Source organism: Acetobacter senegalensis, from assembly GCF_001580995.1.
Lineage (GTDB): Bacteria > Pseudomonadota > Alphaproteobacteria > Acetobacterales > Acetobacteraceae > Acetobacter > Acetobacter senegalensis.
In genome coordinates, this window is sequence record NZ_LHZU01000147.1 from 61914 (window position 1) to 79637 (window position 17724).

Genomic DNA, 17724 nt, shown 5'->3' on the forward strand with positions numbered 1-17724 from the left:
TAAGTTTTCGGTATGAAGGCTGGCTGCCTTCGCCAGCCTTCATCTTGAAGTATGTCCCGCGCCCTCAGGGAATCTCGCGAGCCAATCTATTCGCAGTGTGCTCTAAAGCTGCTTCAGAAGAAGCGGCTTTAGAGAAAAATTCTTGGGTTTGTTCAGCTAGCTTTTCTGGCTTCTGATTTTATCGCGTCTTCCAGAAGGGAGGTGATTTGCTCCTGGTTATAGGTCATTCTGATCAGATGGCGTCCTTCAATAGATGCTCTGCACCAGTGGGGCTGAGAGTTATGGAGTTGTAAGATCTGTTCAGCCAATTCCTGCGCTGTCTCTCCTTGATTTTCATGGAGACCCGCTGTTAGCGGCAAACCTTCTGCTGCAATTGGTGTCATGACACAGGGCACACCGTAGGACAAACTTTCCAGAACCTTGCCCTTGATCCCGGCACCAAAACGCAGGGGGGCAATGCTGAGGCGCAGAGTGGAGAAAAGCGCGTCCAGATCGGAAACCTCTCCGAGAATATCTACGCCTTCTTTTTGCAATGAACGTACGCGGGCGGGCATATTGGTGCCAGCAATCAGGCATTTGATTGAAGGGTCTTTAAGCCACACAAGAGGCATAATCTCTTCAACCAGCCAGCGGGCGGCATCCACGTTGGGGGCGTGGGCGTAATTCCCCAGGAACAGCACGTTCTTGCGTTGCTCAAAACTGTTCTCATGAACCTTCAAGGGAACAGACCATGGAATGACTGCCGTATTCAGCAGTGGAAGAGCGTCCTCAAGCAGAGCTGCTTCAGCCGGAGAATGGGTCAGAACAATATCTGCCTGACAGGCTGCCTGATATTCCCGCAATTTTAAGCGTCGGGAGTCTGCAATCAGTTCAGGGCGTGCTTCTATCTGTGCCTGGCGGAGTGTGCGCAGGAAATGGAGATCAGCCACGCTATATATAATCCGAGCTCTGGGCTGATGGCGTCGGGTAAGCCCCATATAGCGGGAGGCAATCTCCTCACGGTGCAGATAAACGATGTCAAAACTGTTGTTCTGACGAGACAGCACGTCCTCTACGGAGCGATAGAAGGGGGCCGTCAGCACGGTAACATCCGGTGTGTTGTCGAGATGATCTGGACCTTCCATCTGGTCTGCCGCCACAAAACTTACGTCATACCCAAGGTCTTGCAGAGCAGTGATGTGGGAGAGGATAGCGTGTGAACCCGCGTCTCTGCCCTTGTTTGGCCGTTGTGTATCAATGACGAGCGCTCGGCACATCTTGGCCGGGCGGGCTTCTTTCAATCCCCGTCGAGCATGGGCTGAATGCAGAGCTGTCTGTTTTTTGCCACTCGTTTCCTGAGCGTGTTCCTGCGTCAACTGTTCTACCTGTGCAAGCAGAAAGGACAGCACATCTTTACGGTGTTCCTTGCTGACGGCCTTGACTGCACGGCTGACGGACTGAGCAAATGCAGGATCAAACGCATCCACTGGTTCCAGAACATGTGGATGACTGAGGAGCATGCCATCACTTGCTCGCCGAACTTCAATGACATGACGGCTGAATGGGGAAAGACCCACAGGCAGAATGACGTCAAAGCCGCAACGTAGAGCACGCCCACTCAATTCCACGTCAGGACGAAGGCCATTTGCAACTGTGGTGGCAATCAATTTGCCATTGTCCAGTATCTGAATGGCAACAGGTGTATCCGGGGTTGTCGGGTTCCAGGCCCATCCTCGAATTTGCTCACGGCCGACAGCGTCAAGGTAGCCTTCAAAAGACTCAAGGTTGATATTGGGCTGTGTGGTGTAAAGCGGGGCTTGGATCTCTTCGTTCAGGTCAAGCATCCATGGGCTGTTTTTAAGAGGGGCACTATCTTCCATGCGTTGCACTTCAATAACGTGGCGCTCAAAGGGGGAAAGTCCGCCGGGGATTTCAAAACGGAAACCACAGGAGCTTCCCACGTCTGCGCGGGGCTGATTGGCAATAATCTCACCTATCGTCACGCCATTATTCAGAATGGAGAGCCGGACTGGTTCTTCAGATGCACTATCCCGCGCCCATCCCTGAACAATGGTGTGTGACACGGTATCGATATACCCTGAAAGTGTGCCAACAGATTTCAGGGTGTGCATTCCGGTCAGGCGCAGCAGGTCTGTACGGAGCTGTTCCAGTTCCACACCTTCTTCCAGACGAGGGGCGCAATACTGAGCCGGTACCTTCTGATCCTGCGGATAGAGTACCTGGAATTCAGAGGCATTCAGGAACATGCCGCGCGAGTCATCATCAACAAACGTTTCCGATGGGGCACCGTGGGCAAAGATGACGTCATGACTTTCAAGTTCGATGTGAAAATAGGCCACTTCATCCATGGCTTCTGCCTGAATGATGCTCACACCGTTAACCAGCGTCATGGCGGGCACCAGTTTATGGGCCAGATACATTGCATGCAGCGGGGAGACGGAAAGATCCTGAGTAGGCAGCCCGTTTCCAAGGGATCCCTTGCGGAAGACCACAGGCAGAATTTCCTTGTTCCCGGCGGCAAAACGTCCGGAATAGCTGCGGCGGCCGATCCATTTGATTGGACGGAAGCCATTCTGGAGTGTTTTGACCAGATCGCCAATCTTCAGAAACTCAACAGAAACCGGACCGTGATCTGTTTCAATCAATGTGCCGCGACAATAACAGGGCGTGCCTTCTGTCAGCAGTTCAGTTCCGCCGCTTCCATCCGCCGCAAGGGAGAAAAAGGCCGCATCATAGTTTCCATCAAGGGCAATGGAGTAGGTATCTGTCCCGTTGGAGACCTTAAGGGTGGACGGATCTGTCAGGCTGAGGGTCGCGTTATCAGACCATGCAAGTTCTGGCAGATCAATCTGTGCACCGCTGGACAACTGAATGTTAGATGCAGAACTGCCGGAATAAAGTGCCAGACGCCCACCATCTGCTACGGAGATATCTGCTGCACTGGCGCCCGTTTTGACGACAGCCGTTTGCCCGTTTGCGACAACTGTATTGGCAAGTGTTTCTCCACTGCTGGCGCTGTAGTCTGACATTTCCAGAAGCGTTACGGATGGATCGTGGTCAGATTCAGCATCCAGATAGCCCGTGTTGACATGCACGGTTTCAAACTGTCCGGCATCAGCAAAAGCAGAGGTGCCGATTGTGTGGTCCAGAGACTGGGCGTTTCCTTCAAAAATATAGGTATAGCGGTTGGAAGCGTCTTCCTTGGAGCTCATGTCCGTCAAGCCGCCATTGGTATAAACCGTATTGGCGTCGCTCCATTCCGTATCATTGAAGTCGCCCAGAATCCCGATTTTTGCATCAGGGTCCTGCTGACGCAGACTGTTGACGTAGTCTGTAATGTATTCAGCCTGAGCAATCCGGTTGTTGACGGTTGCTGTGGTGCCACCGTGATTGACCGGAGGTTGTGTCGATCCGTAGAGTTCGGAACTACCGGCCTGTGAGGACAGGTGGACGTTGAGGAGAGTGACATCCTTGCCGTTGAATTCAAATGTCCCGACCAGCGGTAGGCGGGTGTTTTTGAACGTACCGTTCAGTTCCTCGTTGCCAATGGTGGTGACGGGCGCTTTCAGCGTTACCCGATCCGCATTGTAGAGATATACGCTGCGAATGTTGCCGCCTGATACACCCCCTTGTGTATTGTTGGCGGGATCGACCTCCGCCCAGGAATAGGTAGGGCCACCGGCAGCCGCAATGGCCTGCACAAGAGCCGCAAGATTTTGTTCTGCGCTTACGGTGCCATCATTGGTGGTTCCGCTGTCATCCTGAATTTCCTGAAGAGCAAGAATGTCTGGATTATCAAGGTTTTTAACAATGATCTGCGCAACCTGCTTCAGCCGGTCTGCATTGGCCGGGTCAAGCGCGTTGAAATTCTCAATATTATAATCGCTGATCAGCAGATTCTGATCATCTTTGTGGAAAGAGGTAACAGGTTTTTCCTGCTCGGTATGAATAACCGTAACCTGCGTGGTGGGAACCAGTTCGTAGATACCGTTATAGTATGTTAAGATGCCGGTAACGCTGCCCAGGGAATCTCCCAGTTCCACACTTGGTGCTGTGCCGGGGGTCACACCGCTATCATAATAGAGCTCAACGCGTTGCGTGTTGATGCTGGTTTCTGTGCTTTGAAGCGCGCCTGTTGGTGTTAACAGGCCGTTTCCGTTATCTGGCACAACCCACACGGCATTCCCTGAAGAAGCGCTAACCGCCACGACGTTGTTCAGGGTGACAAGCTGCCCGAGCAGGTTCCGGTAGAAATCGAGCGCGTTAGTATCCGGGCTGAGTGTTGCTGTGCTCTGATTGAGGTTGATGGCCTGCGCCAGATCACCCAGATAAGAACTGGCCGGAACAGTCTCTCCACCTTGGCCGATCAGGGTGGGGGCGACCTGCGTGTAGGATGCGCCGGTATCCGTGTAGGAAACAAGGTTGATTTCCGGCAGCGTTAGAGATTTCTCCCATGAGGTGCCGGAGTAATTGGTTACCGTCCCTGTAACCGAGACTGTTGTGCCGACCGTTGGCAATGCTGCATCTTTGCCAGCGTAAACAAAAATGGCGGAACTACCAACGGTATCCTTGTCTTTTGTGCTTTCCTGTATCCAGAAACCAATGCTACCGTTTGTATCAACAGCCGTTACCACGCCCGTCGTCATGACTGAACTATTGGCGTAGGTGCTGAAATAGCCCGTTCCGTTAATCTGCTGAACGGTTAGCTGTTGGGGGGAGGTGTTTCCCGTACCATCATTCCCGGAAGAACCGCTGTTTCCGCCGCCTGTATCAGACCCGTCAGATCCGCTATTGTCATCGGTGTCAGAGCCACCGCTATTTGTTCCATTGTTGGCTGCGCCTGGGGTGACCAGCACGGTACCAGCTGCCGCTGTCGTTCCGTATCCGTCAATACCAGCCAGGGAAGGGTCATCTGCTACCCAGTCAGACGCGCTGTCCGTATCTGTGCCATCGGGTATGCGGGAGGCCCCGGCTGCACGTGCGCCGGTAAGAACGGGGGCATCGGCGTAGGTTGGATCGCCTTTTCCGCCATCCGAGACGGCAATGGTATCCCCGATTTCAGACCACGGCGTGGATGTGAAGGTGCCGCTTTTGGTCGTATCGACGTTATCTCCCACCTTGCCAGTGAAGTCTTTGACCAGAAGGACAGTTTGTGTGCCGTTCTGCAAAGTATTTGTCAGGAACGGTGTGGCCCAGTAGCCGTCACTGCTAGTTGTTCCAACCTGAAAAACGTTATCAATTTTTCCGGCAGCAGTACCGTCACCATCAACAACTATAATAGACCATTCACTGTAGTCAGTGGACGCATCTCCTTTTACTTCAATGAATTCATCAGGGTCACCAGAAACACTTGGGTTAAACATAAACTCATTGATGAGGAGCTTGGACGCCATTACTTTGATTCCGAAGGTCGTTTTGAATGTGAATTAAGATATTCAGACACATTCCTTGCATTGATATCTGTAAGTCAACTTCTTTTCGTCTTTGACTTAAAAAATACATAAAAAATTCATATTTTATTCTAATGGGCGGCTTTGTCTGATGTGCCCCGAAACGGGCGTATAAAAGAACTATCTATTTGGAAATGTTATAAATTTTATTCCGTTATAACATGTGCCCTTTATGATTTTTCTGGGGCCATTCTGAAAACGGGTGCCGTCATGACATGTGAGTGAAAGTTGCCAAATACGATTCGTTTTCGCAATAAGATACCGTTTTTATCGGCGTGAAAGAAATTTACCGTCTGGTCAGAAAGAGACGGAATCCGTCTGTTGCTCTCTCAGAAAGAAATCCCGGCAGGAGAGCTTCTAGCTGCGTCCTGATTATGCCACGATGCGCGCACCGAAAATCAGGGGCGTGAAGAGCCTCATGTGTTTACTTTCTGGAGAGAAGCAATTTTATGCGTAGGTTTTTGTCTTTTACAACATTGCTCGCCGGGATGCAGTTTGTGGTTCCGGCATATGCTGAGCAAGCCTTTTCATTTCAGAATGCGCCCGGAGAGCTGCCCAAGACAGTTGCGCCCCTTTCCTACATTATTCATCTTGCAACGGACATGGACCATCTGTCCCTGACCGGGCGGGAAACGATCAAGGTGAATGTCCTTTCCGCTACGGCTGAGATGACGATGAACCAGGCAGGTCTCAAGCTTGAGGGTGCGGTTCTGGATAATGCTGTCAAAGCAGAGATCAGCCAGAATGATGCTGCGGAGACAGTAACCTTGCGTTTCCCCAAGGACGTGGCGAAGGGGGTGCATACACTGGCCATCACATATTCCGGGCCCATTCTGAAAACGCCGAACGGTATTTATGTTGATGATTACTCGTCCCCCAAGGGCGAAGCAAAACGCATGCTTGTAACCCAGTTTGAGGTTGCAGATGCGCGGCGTATGTTCCCCGGCTGGGATGAGCCAGCGTTTAAGGCAACCTTCCAGTTGGATGTGGCCTTGCCTACAGACTATGTGGCCGTGAGCAATATGCCTGTTACAAGCTCCAAACCTGAAAGCGCTGGGCTGAAAAGGGTCTGGTTTGCGCAAACACCGCGCATGTCCACTTATCTTCTGGCATTGGTTGCGGGAGACATGAAGGCTGTTCGCGGTCAGGCTGACGGAACGCCTTTGGCTGTTTATGCGCCATCGGGGCTGGAAGGGCAGGGGGACTTTGCGCTTCATGCTGCAGAAAAGATACTGCCCTATTATAATAGTTATTTTGGGGTGAAATATCCGCTCCCCAAAATGGATATGGTGGCTATCCCTGGTAACTATCAGGCCGGAGCCATGGAGAACTGGGGCCTTCTGACCTACATTGATAATGTACTTCTGTTTGACCCCAAAAACAGCACCCCCCGCACGCGTGAACTGATTTATGAAGTGGTTGCCCATGAAATGGCACACCAATGGTCTGGTGATCTGGTCACCATGGGGTGGTGGGACAATATCTGGCTGAATGAGGGGTTCGCCTCCTGGATGGAAATCAAGGCGACGGACAAAATGAACCCGCAATGGGAGATCTGGCCCCGCCAGCACGAAACACGGGAAGAAACGATGGGCACCGATGCACTGCCCAGTACGCATCCCATTCAGCAAACCATTCACAACGTAAGTGAAGCGAATTCAGCGTTCGACGGGATCAGTTACGGTAAAGGCGAACTGGTTATCCGTATGTTGGAAGGATGGCTGGGTGAGGAGCGTTTCCGCCAAGGGATGCGGGCTTACATGAAAGCGCATGCATATGGCAGTGCGACCAGCCAGGATTTGTGGAATGCGTTGTCTGGTGCATCGGGGCAGGAGGTTGGTCAGGTAGCCCGCAGTTTTACGGAACAGCCGGGTATTCCGCAGGTCAATGTTGCAGCAGCCTGTGAAAAGGGGAAAACAGTTTATACTCTGACACAGTCTCGCTTTACCATCCATGATCCCAACCCGAAGGATCTGGTGTGGAGTATTCCGGTGGTGGCTGGTGGCCCTGGGGTGCAGACTCAAAAACTGGTGCTGGGCAAGGTGCCTCAAACGCTGTCCGTGCCCGGGTGTGACGCCCCATTCAAAATGAACTTGGGGGAAAGCGGTTATTATCGTGTCCGTTATATGCCTTCTGCTTTTGATGCGTTGGCGAAGAATATCACCACATTTGAAGCAGTGGATAAGGCTAACCTGCTGGGGGATCAGTTTGCCCTTTTCCAGTCTGGGCAGGCACAGCTTTCTTCATACCTGACGCTGGCTGATCGTCTTCTGAACGCACATGAAGACAACATTGCAGTGCTTCAGGAAATCATTGGCAAGTTTGAAGCGCTGGATGACTATCTGAAGGGTTCAGCCGACCGTTCTTTGTTCCGGGCTTATGCACGTAAAGGACTGGCGCCTGTGTTGGCGCGCCTTGGGTGGGATCAGAAGCCAGATGAAAACGTTCTGGATACCATGTTGCGGCCTTTGGTTCTTTCCGCGCTCGGTCAATTTGAAGACCCGGCAGTGACGGCGGAAGCTCAAAAGCGTTTTGCGCAGTGGCTGGATAACCCTGCTTCTGTTCGTCCTGATCTTGTGGGTGTGGTTGCCAGCCTTGCCATGAAGCACGCTGATCAGAAAACATATGACATTATGGCTGCCAAGGTGCGCACCACACAGGCGACAGAAGTCAAGCTGCGTCTGTTTAACGCCATGGCAGGTGCCACAAACCCTGCGCTGATTGAGCAGACTGTTGCGCTGGCTTATAGCGGTGCCATTCCAAACGGCCGTATTGCCATGGCACTTTCCAGAGTGGCGGACAGTAGCGAGAACCCGGATCTGGTATGGAAACTTGTGAAACAACACGAGGCCGAGATCAGAACCCATCTGGCTCCATGGTCTCAGGATGGGTTTCTTGCGGGTATAGCTGTACATTCAGATAACGCGGACATCGCTGGCGCGTTGGAAAACGATCCCGCGTCAGTCAAGACAACCGGCGCTAAAATTGCCACGGCCAAGGCGTTAAGCGAAATTGGTGCCCGTAAAGAGGCCATGCGGGCGGCGCAGGCGCAAATCCATGTTTGGCTCAATACGCAGAAACATTAAGCTTCTCTGTATTGATACCTCGAAAGACCTTTCCTGCTTCTTGTCGCGTTACCGGACGCAGGAAGGGTCTCCTTCTCGGCGTTCAGAATAAGCCTGTTTTGCATGCTTGGCAGAGTTAGTGCTCTGTTGGCCTGATATTTTTTCATAAAAATCAGCCTGGTTTTTAGCGCAATGTCGCTCGGCTCCTGTGTGGGTTTTAGCACGGGAGCCTCCATTTGAGTTTCTGAGCTACGCGAGAGAAGAAGGCAGCGAAAGGGAAGCTAAAACCATATCTAGATATAAGTCTCGATATATCTTGACATGCGATATATCGAGACTTATATCGGAATTATGAAACACAGAAATAGACACGCAGACGGTCGTCACCGTCAGACATTTTCTCCCGAAGGTCTTGGTGCCGGAGGTTCATCCCGTCCAGAAGGACGGCGCCATGGTCGAGGCGGAGGCCGTCGAGGCGGGCGCAACAGACTCTTCGATTACGGTGAGATGCGTCTTCTGGTGCTTGATCTGATCAGTAAAAAACCGACCTATGGCTATGAACTGATCAAGACCATCGAAGAAACATTCGGAGGAAGCTACACACCCAGTCCGGGTGTGATTTACCCCACGCTTACCTGGCTGGATGAGGCTGGTTACGTGAAGTTTTCTGAGGAAGACGGACGCAAAAGCTACCATATCACGCCGGAAGGTGAGGCTTTTCTTGGCGCCAATAAGGGGGGATTGGAAGAAATTCTCTCACGGGCCGCTACTGCCGAGCCAGATGGGCGCGGAGGAAGACGAAATATCCCGGTGCCCATTATGCGCGGTATGGAAAACCTCAAGACAGCCTTAAGGCTTCGGCTTCGTAATGGTGGCCTTGATGCAGCGACCGAGGAAAAAATTGCTGCCCTCCTTGATGAGGCTGCGCGCGGCATTAGCCAATCCTGACACACTTTATATTCGGAGGGGGGAGGGGGATTTATCTTCTCCCCTGTTTGGCTGGAGAAGGAAATAGACATATGAGTGAACTACTCCCACCCCAGCAAAATGATGCTCCCCAAATTCACCGCGTACGCCACGAACTTCGGCGGCGTCGGTTGGAAGTTGCATCGGTAGAGCGTTTAACGCCGCATATGATCCGTGTTGTGCTGGCAGGCCCGGAACTGGCTGGATTTACCAGCGCTTCTCCTGATGATCACATCAAGATCTTTATCCCCGGGCGGGACGGTGTTCTTACGCGACGGGATTATACACCGCGCCGTTATGATGCCAAAACTGGAATGCTGGTTCTGGATTTTGTCAATCATCACGGCGGGCCGGCTGCTGCGTGGGCTCGTGCAGCGATAGTAGGGGATACTCTCGAGATTGGCGGCCCTCGTGGATCACAGATCGTATCAGAGAGTGTAACCAGTTGGCTGTTGATCGGGGATGAAACGGCTTTGCCAGCTATTGGGCGGCGTGTGGAAGAGCTTTCGGAGCGGAGTTCTGTGATAACGGTTGTCGCTGTATCTGGCCAGGAAGACGAACAGAGCTTCGAAACATCAGCCCAGCATGATGCGCACTGGGTTTATAGGCCACTTGAGGAGGCAGATCAGGCACAAGGTCTTCTTGCGAAGCTGGCTGATCTTGAAATACCGGAACGCACCTTTGTTTGGGTGGGAGCTGAGGCCCACGTGGCAAAAGCAGTGCGACATTATCTGCTTGAAGAACGGGGTATTAATGCTCGGTGGCTCAAGGCGTCGGGATACTGGCTGAAGGGGCAGGCCGATGTCTCAGTCAAAAATGTTGGGGAAGAGGCGATCTGAAAGCCCCCAACGTAATTGATGAAAACCTGCCCCTTAGGCAGCATTTGTCTGACTCCTTCAGGAAAGGAGCCAGATAGGACGTGAAGTTAAAGAATACAATCGCAAGGGAAAAGTAGAGCTTAGTCAAACCCTACGGAAATTCCGGCGAAAATGCCGAATCCATCGCCCACCAGCAGAGCAGAAGGCTGTGTGGTGCCGCTTCCGTAAACAGGAACTACGCCGGTTGCGTAATGCTTGTTCGCAAGGTTGTGGAAGCTGAGATAAACCTGTCGATGCTTTTTGGGCCACTGGTATCCCATATTGAAGTTGTAAATATGGTAAGGGGCTGCCCGGTAGCGATTATCATAAGATGCCAGAACAGATGATGCGACTTCAGCATCAACGGCGGCATAAAACCCGTTTTTCAGGTCTAGATGCAGTTCTCCCTGATAGTAATGCTGGGGAATGCCAGGAATGTGGTTATGGCCCCATACCGGGTCATGATTGAAGCGGAAGTCCTGATAGGTATAGGCTTGTCGTAAAGAAATGACGTTTCCGGCCCATTGGTAAAGAGTGGAATGAAGTGCAAACTCCACGCCCTGATGCGTGGTGGGGGAGGCATTCCCATAGGTTGCGTTGTTATACAGCTGTGACGTGGGTGTCATGACCGAGAGTAATTCATTGCGCACAGCCGAGTGGTAGTAGGACAAACTCCACTGTGTTCCGGCATATTCTCCGCTGGTACCGACTTCAAACGTGGTGGCAGTCTGGGGTTTCAGCATGCTCCAGTCTTTGGTTAAACCCGTTGCGATGCCACTGGTATAGAGATTACCGGAGAGATACTGCCAATCCTGTGCTGGTTGGACGCTGCGGCTGACATTTCCGTAAACCTGAATATGCGGGTTAATGACATATCGGAAACCGGCACGCGGAGAAAAATACAGAGCATCCTGACTAAAGCGGCTTTTTTCCGGATATGTCTGGCTACCCGAACGGGGGGAATAATCCAGCGCGCCAGCGACCGTTAACCAGAAATTATGAAAAACTTCCGTATTGTTGCTGACATGAAATACATTGTCACTTCCGCCCAAATGGGAACGTGTGACCAGTGTGCCAATTGCAACACCCGGATAGGCATCGGCGCGTCGGACACGGTTGTCAATTGTGGCGTGCAAATCATGCGTTGTGTAAACCCCCACATCCGTATCGCTCTTTAGACCGAACAAGGTATCATGACGTTGGTAACTGAGAACGCCAGATGCGTAATCGATATCATAAAGAGAAGCTGTGTTGCCCAGTTCATGGTCCATGGGGGCGTTCATATAAACAAAGCCGAGCATAAGCTTTGAGTTGTCATCAATGCGTATGCTGACACGGTCTGCCGCGTATTTTGTGCCAGGTTCAATCGTTTTTGTTCCCCAGTAACGGTAGGGTTCCTGTGCCTGCTTGGGGTTTTGTGCAACCTGGGCACGGGTCAGATAATAGGGGTTACCTTCAGACGTCTGGCGGTAGCGGAAGAAAAATCGGTTTTCAACACGGTCATTGAATTTATAGCCGTAATTGAAATTAACACCGAAGTTGGTGGATTTTGTGCTTTCCTGATATCCTGAGCGATAAGAATTGGTGACGCTGATATAATAATCATGTTTGCCAATCACCTTACCTGAACTGAGCTGCTCTTTGACGTAACCAAAGCTGCCGGCTTCCACACGGGCTTGATAGGTTTGGGCATCATAGCCAGTATTGGTGACATAGTTGATCGCGCCGCCTAGCATAAGGGAGCCGTAATCAAAACCATTTCCGCCGCGCAGGACTTCTGTATATTTTATGCCCAGCGGTTCCTGTAGTTCGTTCACGGTTCCAATAGGCGTGGTCAACGGCAAACCATCGAACAGGAAGAGAATACCTGAACGTGTTGCATTCAGCCCTGTCTGGATGCCTGAACCACGGATGGAAATGCGCAGGTCATCTGATCCGCAAGGAGCCTGTGCGAAAACACCAGCTTGATACTTGAAGGAATCCGCATTTGTGGCGCTTCGCCCACGTAGCATGACGGATGCGTCAATAACACTGGTTCCGCCGGGAATACGGGAGAGCCTGCGTTCAGCCTGCATAACGGCAGGTGTATGATGATGCGTTACGAGAATCTGTTCTGCTGTATGGCTGGTGTGCGTAGCAGAGTGCTCGTGGTGCATACCCTCCATATTGTCTGCTTCTGGAGCATGGGAGTGCGTATGAACATGAACCGCCTTTTTGTGTGCGGCTGAAATGGTGCGCGCAGTGCTGGGGGCAGCGTTATGCGTCACAGGAGGCGTGCTGGCCAGTGCTGCCGAGGCTGTCACCAGCGCTGAGGTTGTCAGCAGGAGCCCTGTTCTGAAAGGGGGCATCATGAAAAAGGAACACACACGTGAAGCACGAACCGTAAGTGTAGAACGAGGTGCAGCGAGGTGATCCATATTTTTAATCCGTCAGGGTGAGATAATTATGCGACTAGAATGTGTGGAATATAATGCCAAAAATGAACGGTAAATATATAAACAACAAAATATAATGTGTGTTGCAAAATTAACACTACGAGAATGTGGAGAGGGGCTGCGTAGTGGAAGAGTTAAAAAGTTATATAAAACAATATGATAACATATTATTCTCGCCATTTTTGTGAAAGTGGCAGGGAGTGCGCGCACTCTCTCTCTTCGGCGGGATTGAGTAAGAGTTGTATGTTTCTTTATGAGAAGGGGACGAGACTTAAATTTCACGTTTTATTTTGTGTGTATTAAACAATCGCAAAAACAGGTTATATAGATAAATAACGAACTGCATGGAAACTTAGGGCGGCGTTAAGGAACGTGGGTGCAGAACAAGAAAGGCTGTTTGATGGCAGAAAGCTATTCTGGGCACCGGTCAGCCCAGGAGTTACGGATACGGCAATTACGTTTTGTTGGGAGGGAAAGTCGTAGGTTTCTTTCGCCTCTTCTTCTTGTTGCTATTTGGCAGATAGCAAGCGTATCCGGGCTTGTTTCCGCGCGGATATTGCCGTCACCTGTTCAGCTTGCTCATACGGCATGGGGATTGATCAAGGATGGCTCCTTGCCTACCAATCTTCTTGTGTCTCTTGAACGGGCCAGCCTTGGCTTTGCTCTCGCCTTGGTGATCGGGGTGACATTAGCACTGATTTCTGGACTTTCCCGCTTGGGGGAGGACATAATTGATGCTCCCCTTCAGATACTCCGTACGCTTCCTGCTTTGGCTTTGGCACCCCTGTTCATCTTATGGTTTGGTATTGGAGAAGAGCCAAAAATTCTGTTGGTTTTACTGGGGGCGCTTTTTCCAATCTATCTCAATTTACATAAAGGCATTCGGAATATCGATCCCAAGCTTCTGGAAATGGCGCGCACGCTTGGTCTCTCCCGTGTTCAGACCATCATGGATGTGATCCTGCCTGGTGCTTTGCCAGACTTGCTGCTCGGGGTGCGCTATGCGTTGGGTGTTGCATGGCTGATGCTTGTTGTAGCGGAGCAGGTGAATGCAGAAAGTGGCATTGGCCACATGATGATGGATGCAGAAGATTTTTTACGAACAGATATTATTCTGGTCGGATTGATTGTTTACGGCTTGCTGGGATTGATTTCTGACCGACTAGTGAGGGCTGGGGAGCGCTGGCTGCTGGTATGGCAAATGCAGGGCGGTACGCGCGTATGAACCATATCACCTCAAACGGAGAAGAGGGGCAGGGTCAGTTGGTTCGGGAAAGAGCAGATGTGCGTATTTCCGGTTTAACCAAGCGGTTTGGTGATGGCCCTGCCGTGCTGGATCATTTGTCTCTGAATATTCCGGCAGGAGAATTTGTTGCGTTGCTGGGCCGCAGTGGGTCTGGCAAGTCCACCTTATTACGGACCTTGGCTGGGCTGGACCCGGTTGAGTATGGAGACGTGGCCCGGCCCACGGCTGTTTCCGTCGTATTTCAGGAAAGTCGTCTGCTGCCGTGGCGGCGTGTCTGGCAAAATGTGGTGTTGGGGCAAAAAGGGCCCGAAGCAAAAAAACGTGCCTTGCAGGTTTTGACAGAAGTAGGCCTGGCGCATCGGGTGGACGCATGGCCGCTGACTCTTTCTGGGGGAGAGGCGCAGAGGGTGGCGTTGGCGCGTGCGCTTGTGCGTGACCCATCTTTCCTGATGTTGGATGAGCCCTTTGCCGCATTGGATGCGTTGACCCGAATTCAGATGCAGGCTCTTGTTCTGACATTGTGGAGGAAACACCAGTGCGCAACCTTGCTGGTGACGCATGACGTGGATGAGGCTTTGGTGCTGGCAGATCGGGTTTTGGTGCTGGAACATGGGAAGATCAAAGTTGATCTACCCGTGCGCCTTTCACGCCCTCGTCGGCATGCTCACCCTGTGTTTGAGGAGTTGCGAAGCGAGTTGCTGCAGGCGTTAGGCGTGCAGAACAGCTAAGAATTTTTACTTTTGAAAGGCATAAAAACGATATGACCAAAGCGCCAGAACGTTCAGCCGACACTTCTGCCAGCCCATTTATTGTGGATCGCTGGTCTCCCCGTGCTTTCACGCCTACTCCCATATCTCAGGAAAATTTACTGACGTTTCTGGAAGCTGGTCGTTGGGCACCGTCAGCTTATAACGGCCAGCCGTGGCGTTTCCTGTATGCCAGACGGGATACGCCGGACTGGGAGCGTTTCCTCTCCTGGCTTATTCCGTTTAATCAGGCATGGGCACAACATGCGTCGGCTCTGGTTTTCATCGCCTCTCATACCGTCACATTTTCCAGCAGCACCGGAGAGCCGGTTCCTGCACCTAGCCACGCGTTTGATGCCGGTGCCGCAGCGCTTCTGATTCAGTTGGAGGCATCTCATGCGGGGTGGGCAACACATCCAATCAGCGGATTTGATCATGCGTTGGCGCGCGCTGGGCTGGAACTGCCGGAAGATTATGCTTTGCATGCCGCAGTTGTTATTGGTCAGCAAGGTGATAAGAGCCATCTGCCGGAAACCTTGCAGGGAAAGGAAACGCCCTCTGGCCGCCGGACTTTGTCGGAGCTGGCGTTCGAAGGACGTTTCCCGGTGCGTGAGGACTAACCCTTCCAGATCATGTCCTGCACATGGAGGCTATGCGGTATAAGGGCTTTTTGGGTAAGCAGGTCGGCAGCTTTTTGCTGTTCGGCCTGAGTTTGGGCGTCCATGAAATCGACGTCCAGAGAAAGGCGTGAGAGTGCCGTCTGGATAACGCTTGCCTCAAGCCCGGTGCTTGTTGCAAGCGTGTGCACCAGATCCTGTTGATTTTGGGCAACCCATGCTTTCAGGCCCGAAAGGGTCGAGATGATGCGCCGCACAATATCAGGATTCTGTTCTGCAAAAGCGCGGGCTGAGAGCAGGAACTGCCGATTGGGAGAGAGATTTTCGGCATTTGTCAGCAGTCTGGCTGAAGGGAGCGCCTCACCTGCGGCAAGATAGGGGTCCCAGATGGCCCATGCATCAATTTGGCCCGTTTCAAAAGCAGCCCGTGCGGCGGCAGGTGTCAGATTAACAGGATGAATATCCGCAATTGTTAATCCAGCTTGAGTGAGGGCGTTCAGCAGCAGGTAATGGACATTTGAGCCCCTGTTGAAGGCGACTTTTTTGCCTTTAAGATCCTTCAGTGCTTTTATCTCTCCTTCTTTTTGGACCAATAGGCCTTCGCCCAAGGGGGCGGGGCCGCTGTGCCCGATATAGACCAATCTGTCTGGCCAGTTGGACTGAGCAAAGATGGGAGGGGCATCACCTGTTTCTGCAAGATCAATGGCGTTGGCAGCCAGAGCCTGCAACATTTGTGGCCCTGCAATAAACTCGGACCATTTGATAGTCCACCCTACAGAAGACAGGGCTTTTTCCAACAAACCTGACTGTTTGAGAATAATAAGTGTCCCATACCGTTGATAGCCAATTCGGAGAGTTTTATCCGCACTTTGAGCCAAGCTGTGCTGGGGGACGAGAAGTGTGGCCCCTGCCGTAGCAGCAAGTGCCGCAGTGAGGAGCGATCGGCGGCGGAGTTTGGGTGCAAAGAGGGGAAGGGAGGGAGGCGCCATGAAAAAAGATCTCCGTATTGTTTCTTGTTTTATGAAAACCAGTCTCTTTTTGGATCAGAATGGAAGTCAGATGCTCCGGAAAGACAGGATGGGTATTCCTTTTATTATCTATTGAATTCAAATAAACTATTAAATAACGAAAATTGATGGTTAAATTAACGCGTTTATGACAGGGAAAGACTGTATTCTATGACGGCGCAGGATATAGACCAACAGACTGCATGTGTTCAGAAAAAAGTATCTGAAATACTCCCTGATATGAAAATTAGAGCGCGAGAAGCAGACAGAACGGCTGTTTTCCCGTTTGAAACAATGCAGGCTCTTGCTCAAGCCGGGGCGCTTGATCTGGTATTGCCGCGTTCACAAGGTGGTGCAGAATGTGACCTGGCAACTGCTCAGGCTCTGATTGGTACCATTGCGCAAGCTGATCCTGTTGCTGCTCTTGTTTTGGTAAACCATTATATGGTGCATGCGGAATTGCGCTCATTACCATCTTATCCTGTTCCGCTTCAGGACAGAGAGGCAACAGCGGGTAAATTGATCAATGCGTTGCTGGCTGAGCCTGATCAGGGTTCAGCATCGCGGGGTGGACTGCCGGGAACAGTGGCGCAGAAAACAGATCAGGGATGGAGCCTTACCGGCCGCAAAGCTTACGCAACGGGCATACCTGCTCTTTCCTGGTTGCTGGTACGGGCCAGAACGGATGGTCCTGAGCCGGAGATTGCTTTTTTTCTGATACCAAGAGAGGCTTCAGGCATAGCCGTTCTTTCGACATGGGATCATGTGGGTATGCGGGCTTCGGCCAGCCAGGAGGTAGTGCTGACAGATGTTGCCGTGCCGAATGATTATCTCATTTTTAAGGAAAAAGCCGGTCAAGCATCCAATTTTGGCAAAGTGCTGGGAATGTGGAATCAGGGGCTACTAGGGGCGCTTTATGATGGTGTTGTGCGGACGGCTGTTGGTTGGACCGAAAATTTCCTTAAAGCGCGCAAACCGTCCAATCTGGGTGCCGCTCTTGCAACGCTTCCCGCCATGCAGGACATGATCGGCGGTATACGGATTGCGCTGGATCTAAATCAGACCCTTTTACGGTCTTTTGCAGAGGCTGTGGCGCTCAGGGATAAGGAGCGTATTCAAAAAGAAGCAGTTCTGATCAAGATGCAGACAGTTGATGGCGCGGCAGGTTTGACGCAGTCCTTATTGGCTATTGCTGGCAATGCAGGTCTTTCTGCACGTAATGATCTGGAGCGTTGTCATCGGGATGCCTTATGCGGGCGTATTCATGCCCCCCATGCCGAACTTTTGCGCAATAAAGCAGGACGGCAGGCGCTGGGTGTTTAAGAATTCAGGATT

General features: G+C 51.7%; 10 protein-coding genes. 7 read left to right on the forward strand and 3 right to left on the reverse strand.

Annotated elements, in window-relative coordinates:
- Positions 1–152: 152 nt before the first annotated feature.
- Positions 153–5393 (reverse strand): Hint domain-containing protein, encoded by a 5241-nt coding sequence (locus tag AD948_RS16045; protein WP_061472671.1) that lies wholly within the window; start codon positions 5391–5393, stop codon positions 153–155.
- Positions 5394–5899: 506 nt separating this feature from the next.
- On the opposite strand from AD948_RS16045, the gene AD948_RS16050 reads away from it, so the two are divergent.
- From AD948_RS16050 to AD948_RS16065, 3 genes are all read left to right on the forward strand, one after another.
- Positions 5900–8536 carry a M1 family metallopeptidase gene (locus AD948_RS16050; RefSeq protein ID WP_061472672.1) on the forward strand — a complete coding sequence of 879 codons (2637 nt, stop codon included), beginning with the start codon at positions 5900–5902 and terminating at the stop codon, positions 8534–8536.
- 330 nt (positions 8537–8866) lie between these two features.
- Entirely contained in the window at positions 8867–9463 is a 597-nt protein-coding gene (locus tag AD948_RS16060) for a PadR family transcriptional regulator (RefSeq protein WP_039903255.1), read from the forward strand.
- 71 nt (positions 9464–9534) lie between these two features.
- A complete protein-coding gene (locus AD948_RS16065; protein ID WP_061472674.1) occupies positions 9535–10320 on the forward strand; it encodes a siderophore-interacting protein in 786 nt (261 codons plus the stop codon).
- Between the two features lie 119 nt (positions 10321–10439).
- Here AD948_RS16065 and AD948_RS16070 read toward each other — a convergent pair whose 3' ends face one another.
- On the reverse strand, positions 10440–12689 hold the full coding sequence (locus tag AD948_RS16070; protein WP_061472729.1) for a TonB-dependent receptor family protein: 2250 nt from the start codon (positions 12687–12689) through the stop codon (positions 10440–10442).
- 529 nt (positions 12690–13218) lie between these two features.
- Here AD948_RS16070 and AD948_RS16075 point away from each other — a divergent pair.
- Genes AD948_RS16075 through AD948_RS16085 form a run of 3 tightly spaced genes read left to right on the forward strand, consistent with a single transcriptional unit; the run spans position 13219 to position 15385 of the window.
- Complete coding sequence (locus tag AD948_RS16075) at positions 13219–13998, forward strand: ABC transporter permease (RefSeq protein ID WP_408736075.1); 780 nt, start codon at positions 13219–13221, stop codon at positions 13996–13998.
- Complete coding sequence (locus AD948_RS16080; RefSeq protein ID WP_248846070.1) at positions 13995–14747, forward strand: ABC transporter ATP-binding protein; 753 nt, start codon at positions 13995–13997, stop codon at positions 14745–14747. The genes AD948_RS16075 and AD948_RS16080 overlap by 4 nt, the downstream gene beginning before the upstream one ends.
- Positions 14748–14779: 32 nt before the next feature.
- Positions 14780–15385, forward strand: coding sequence for a nitroreductase family protein (locus AD948_RS16085; protein WP_061472676.1), 606 nt, complete (start codon positions 14780–14782; stop codon positions 15383–15385).
- Here the strand turns inward: AD948_RS16085 and AD948_RS16090 are convergent.
- Positions 15382–16371, reverse strand: coding sequence for an aliphatic sulfonate ABC transporter substrate-binding protein (locus AD948_RS16090; protein WP_061472677.1), 990 nt, complete (start codon positions 16369–16371; stop codon positions 15382–15384). The two genes, AD948_RS16085 and AD948_RS16090, sit on opposite strands and share 4 nt — an antisense overlap.
- A gap of 258 nt (positions 16372–16629) precedes the next feature.
- On the opposite strand from AD948_RS16090, the gene AD948_RS16095 reads away from it, so the two are divergent.
- Entirely contained in the window at positions 16630–17712 is a 1083-nt protein-coding gene (locus AD948_RS16095; RefSeq protein WP_169797423.1) for an acyl-CoA dehydrogenase family protein, read from the forward strand.
- Positions 17713–17724: the final 12 nt, after the last annotated feature.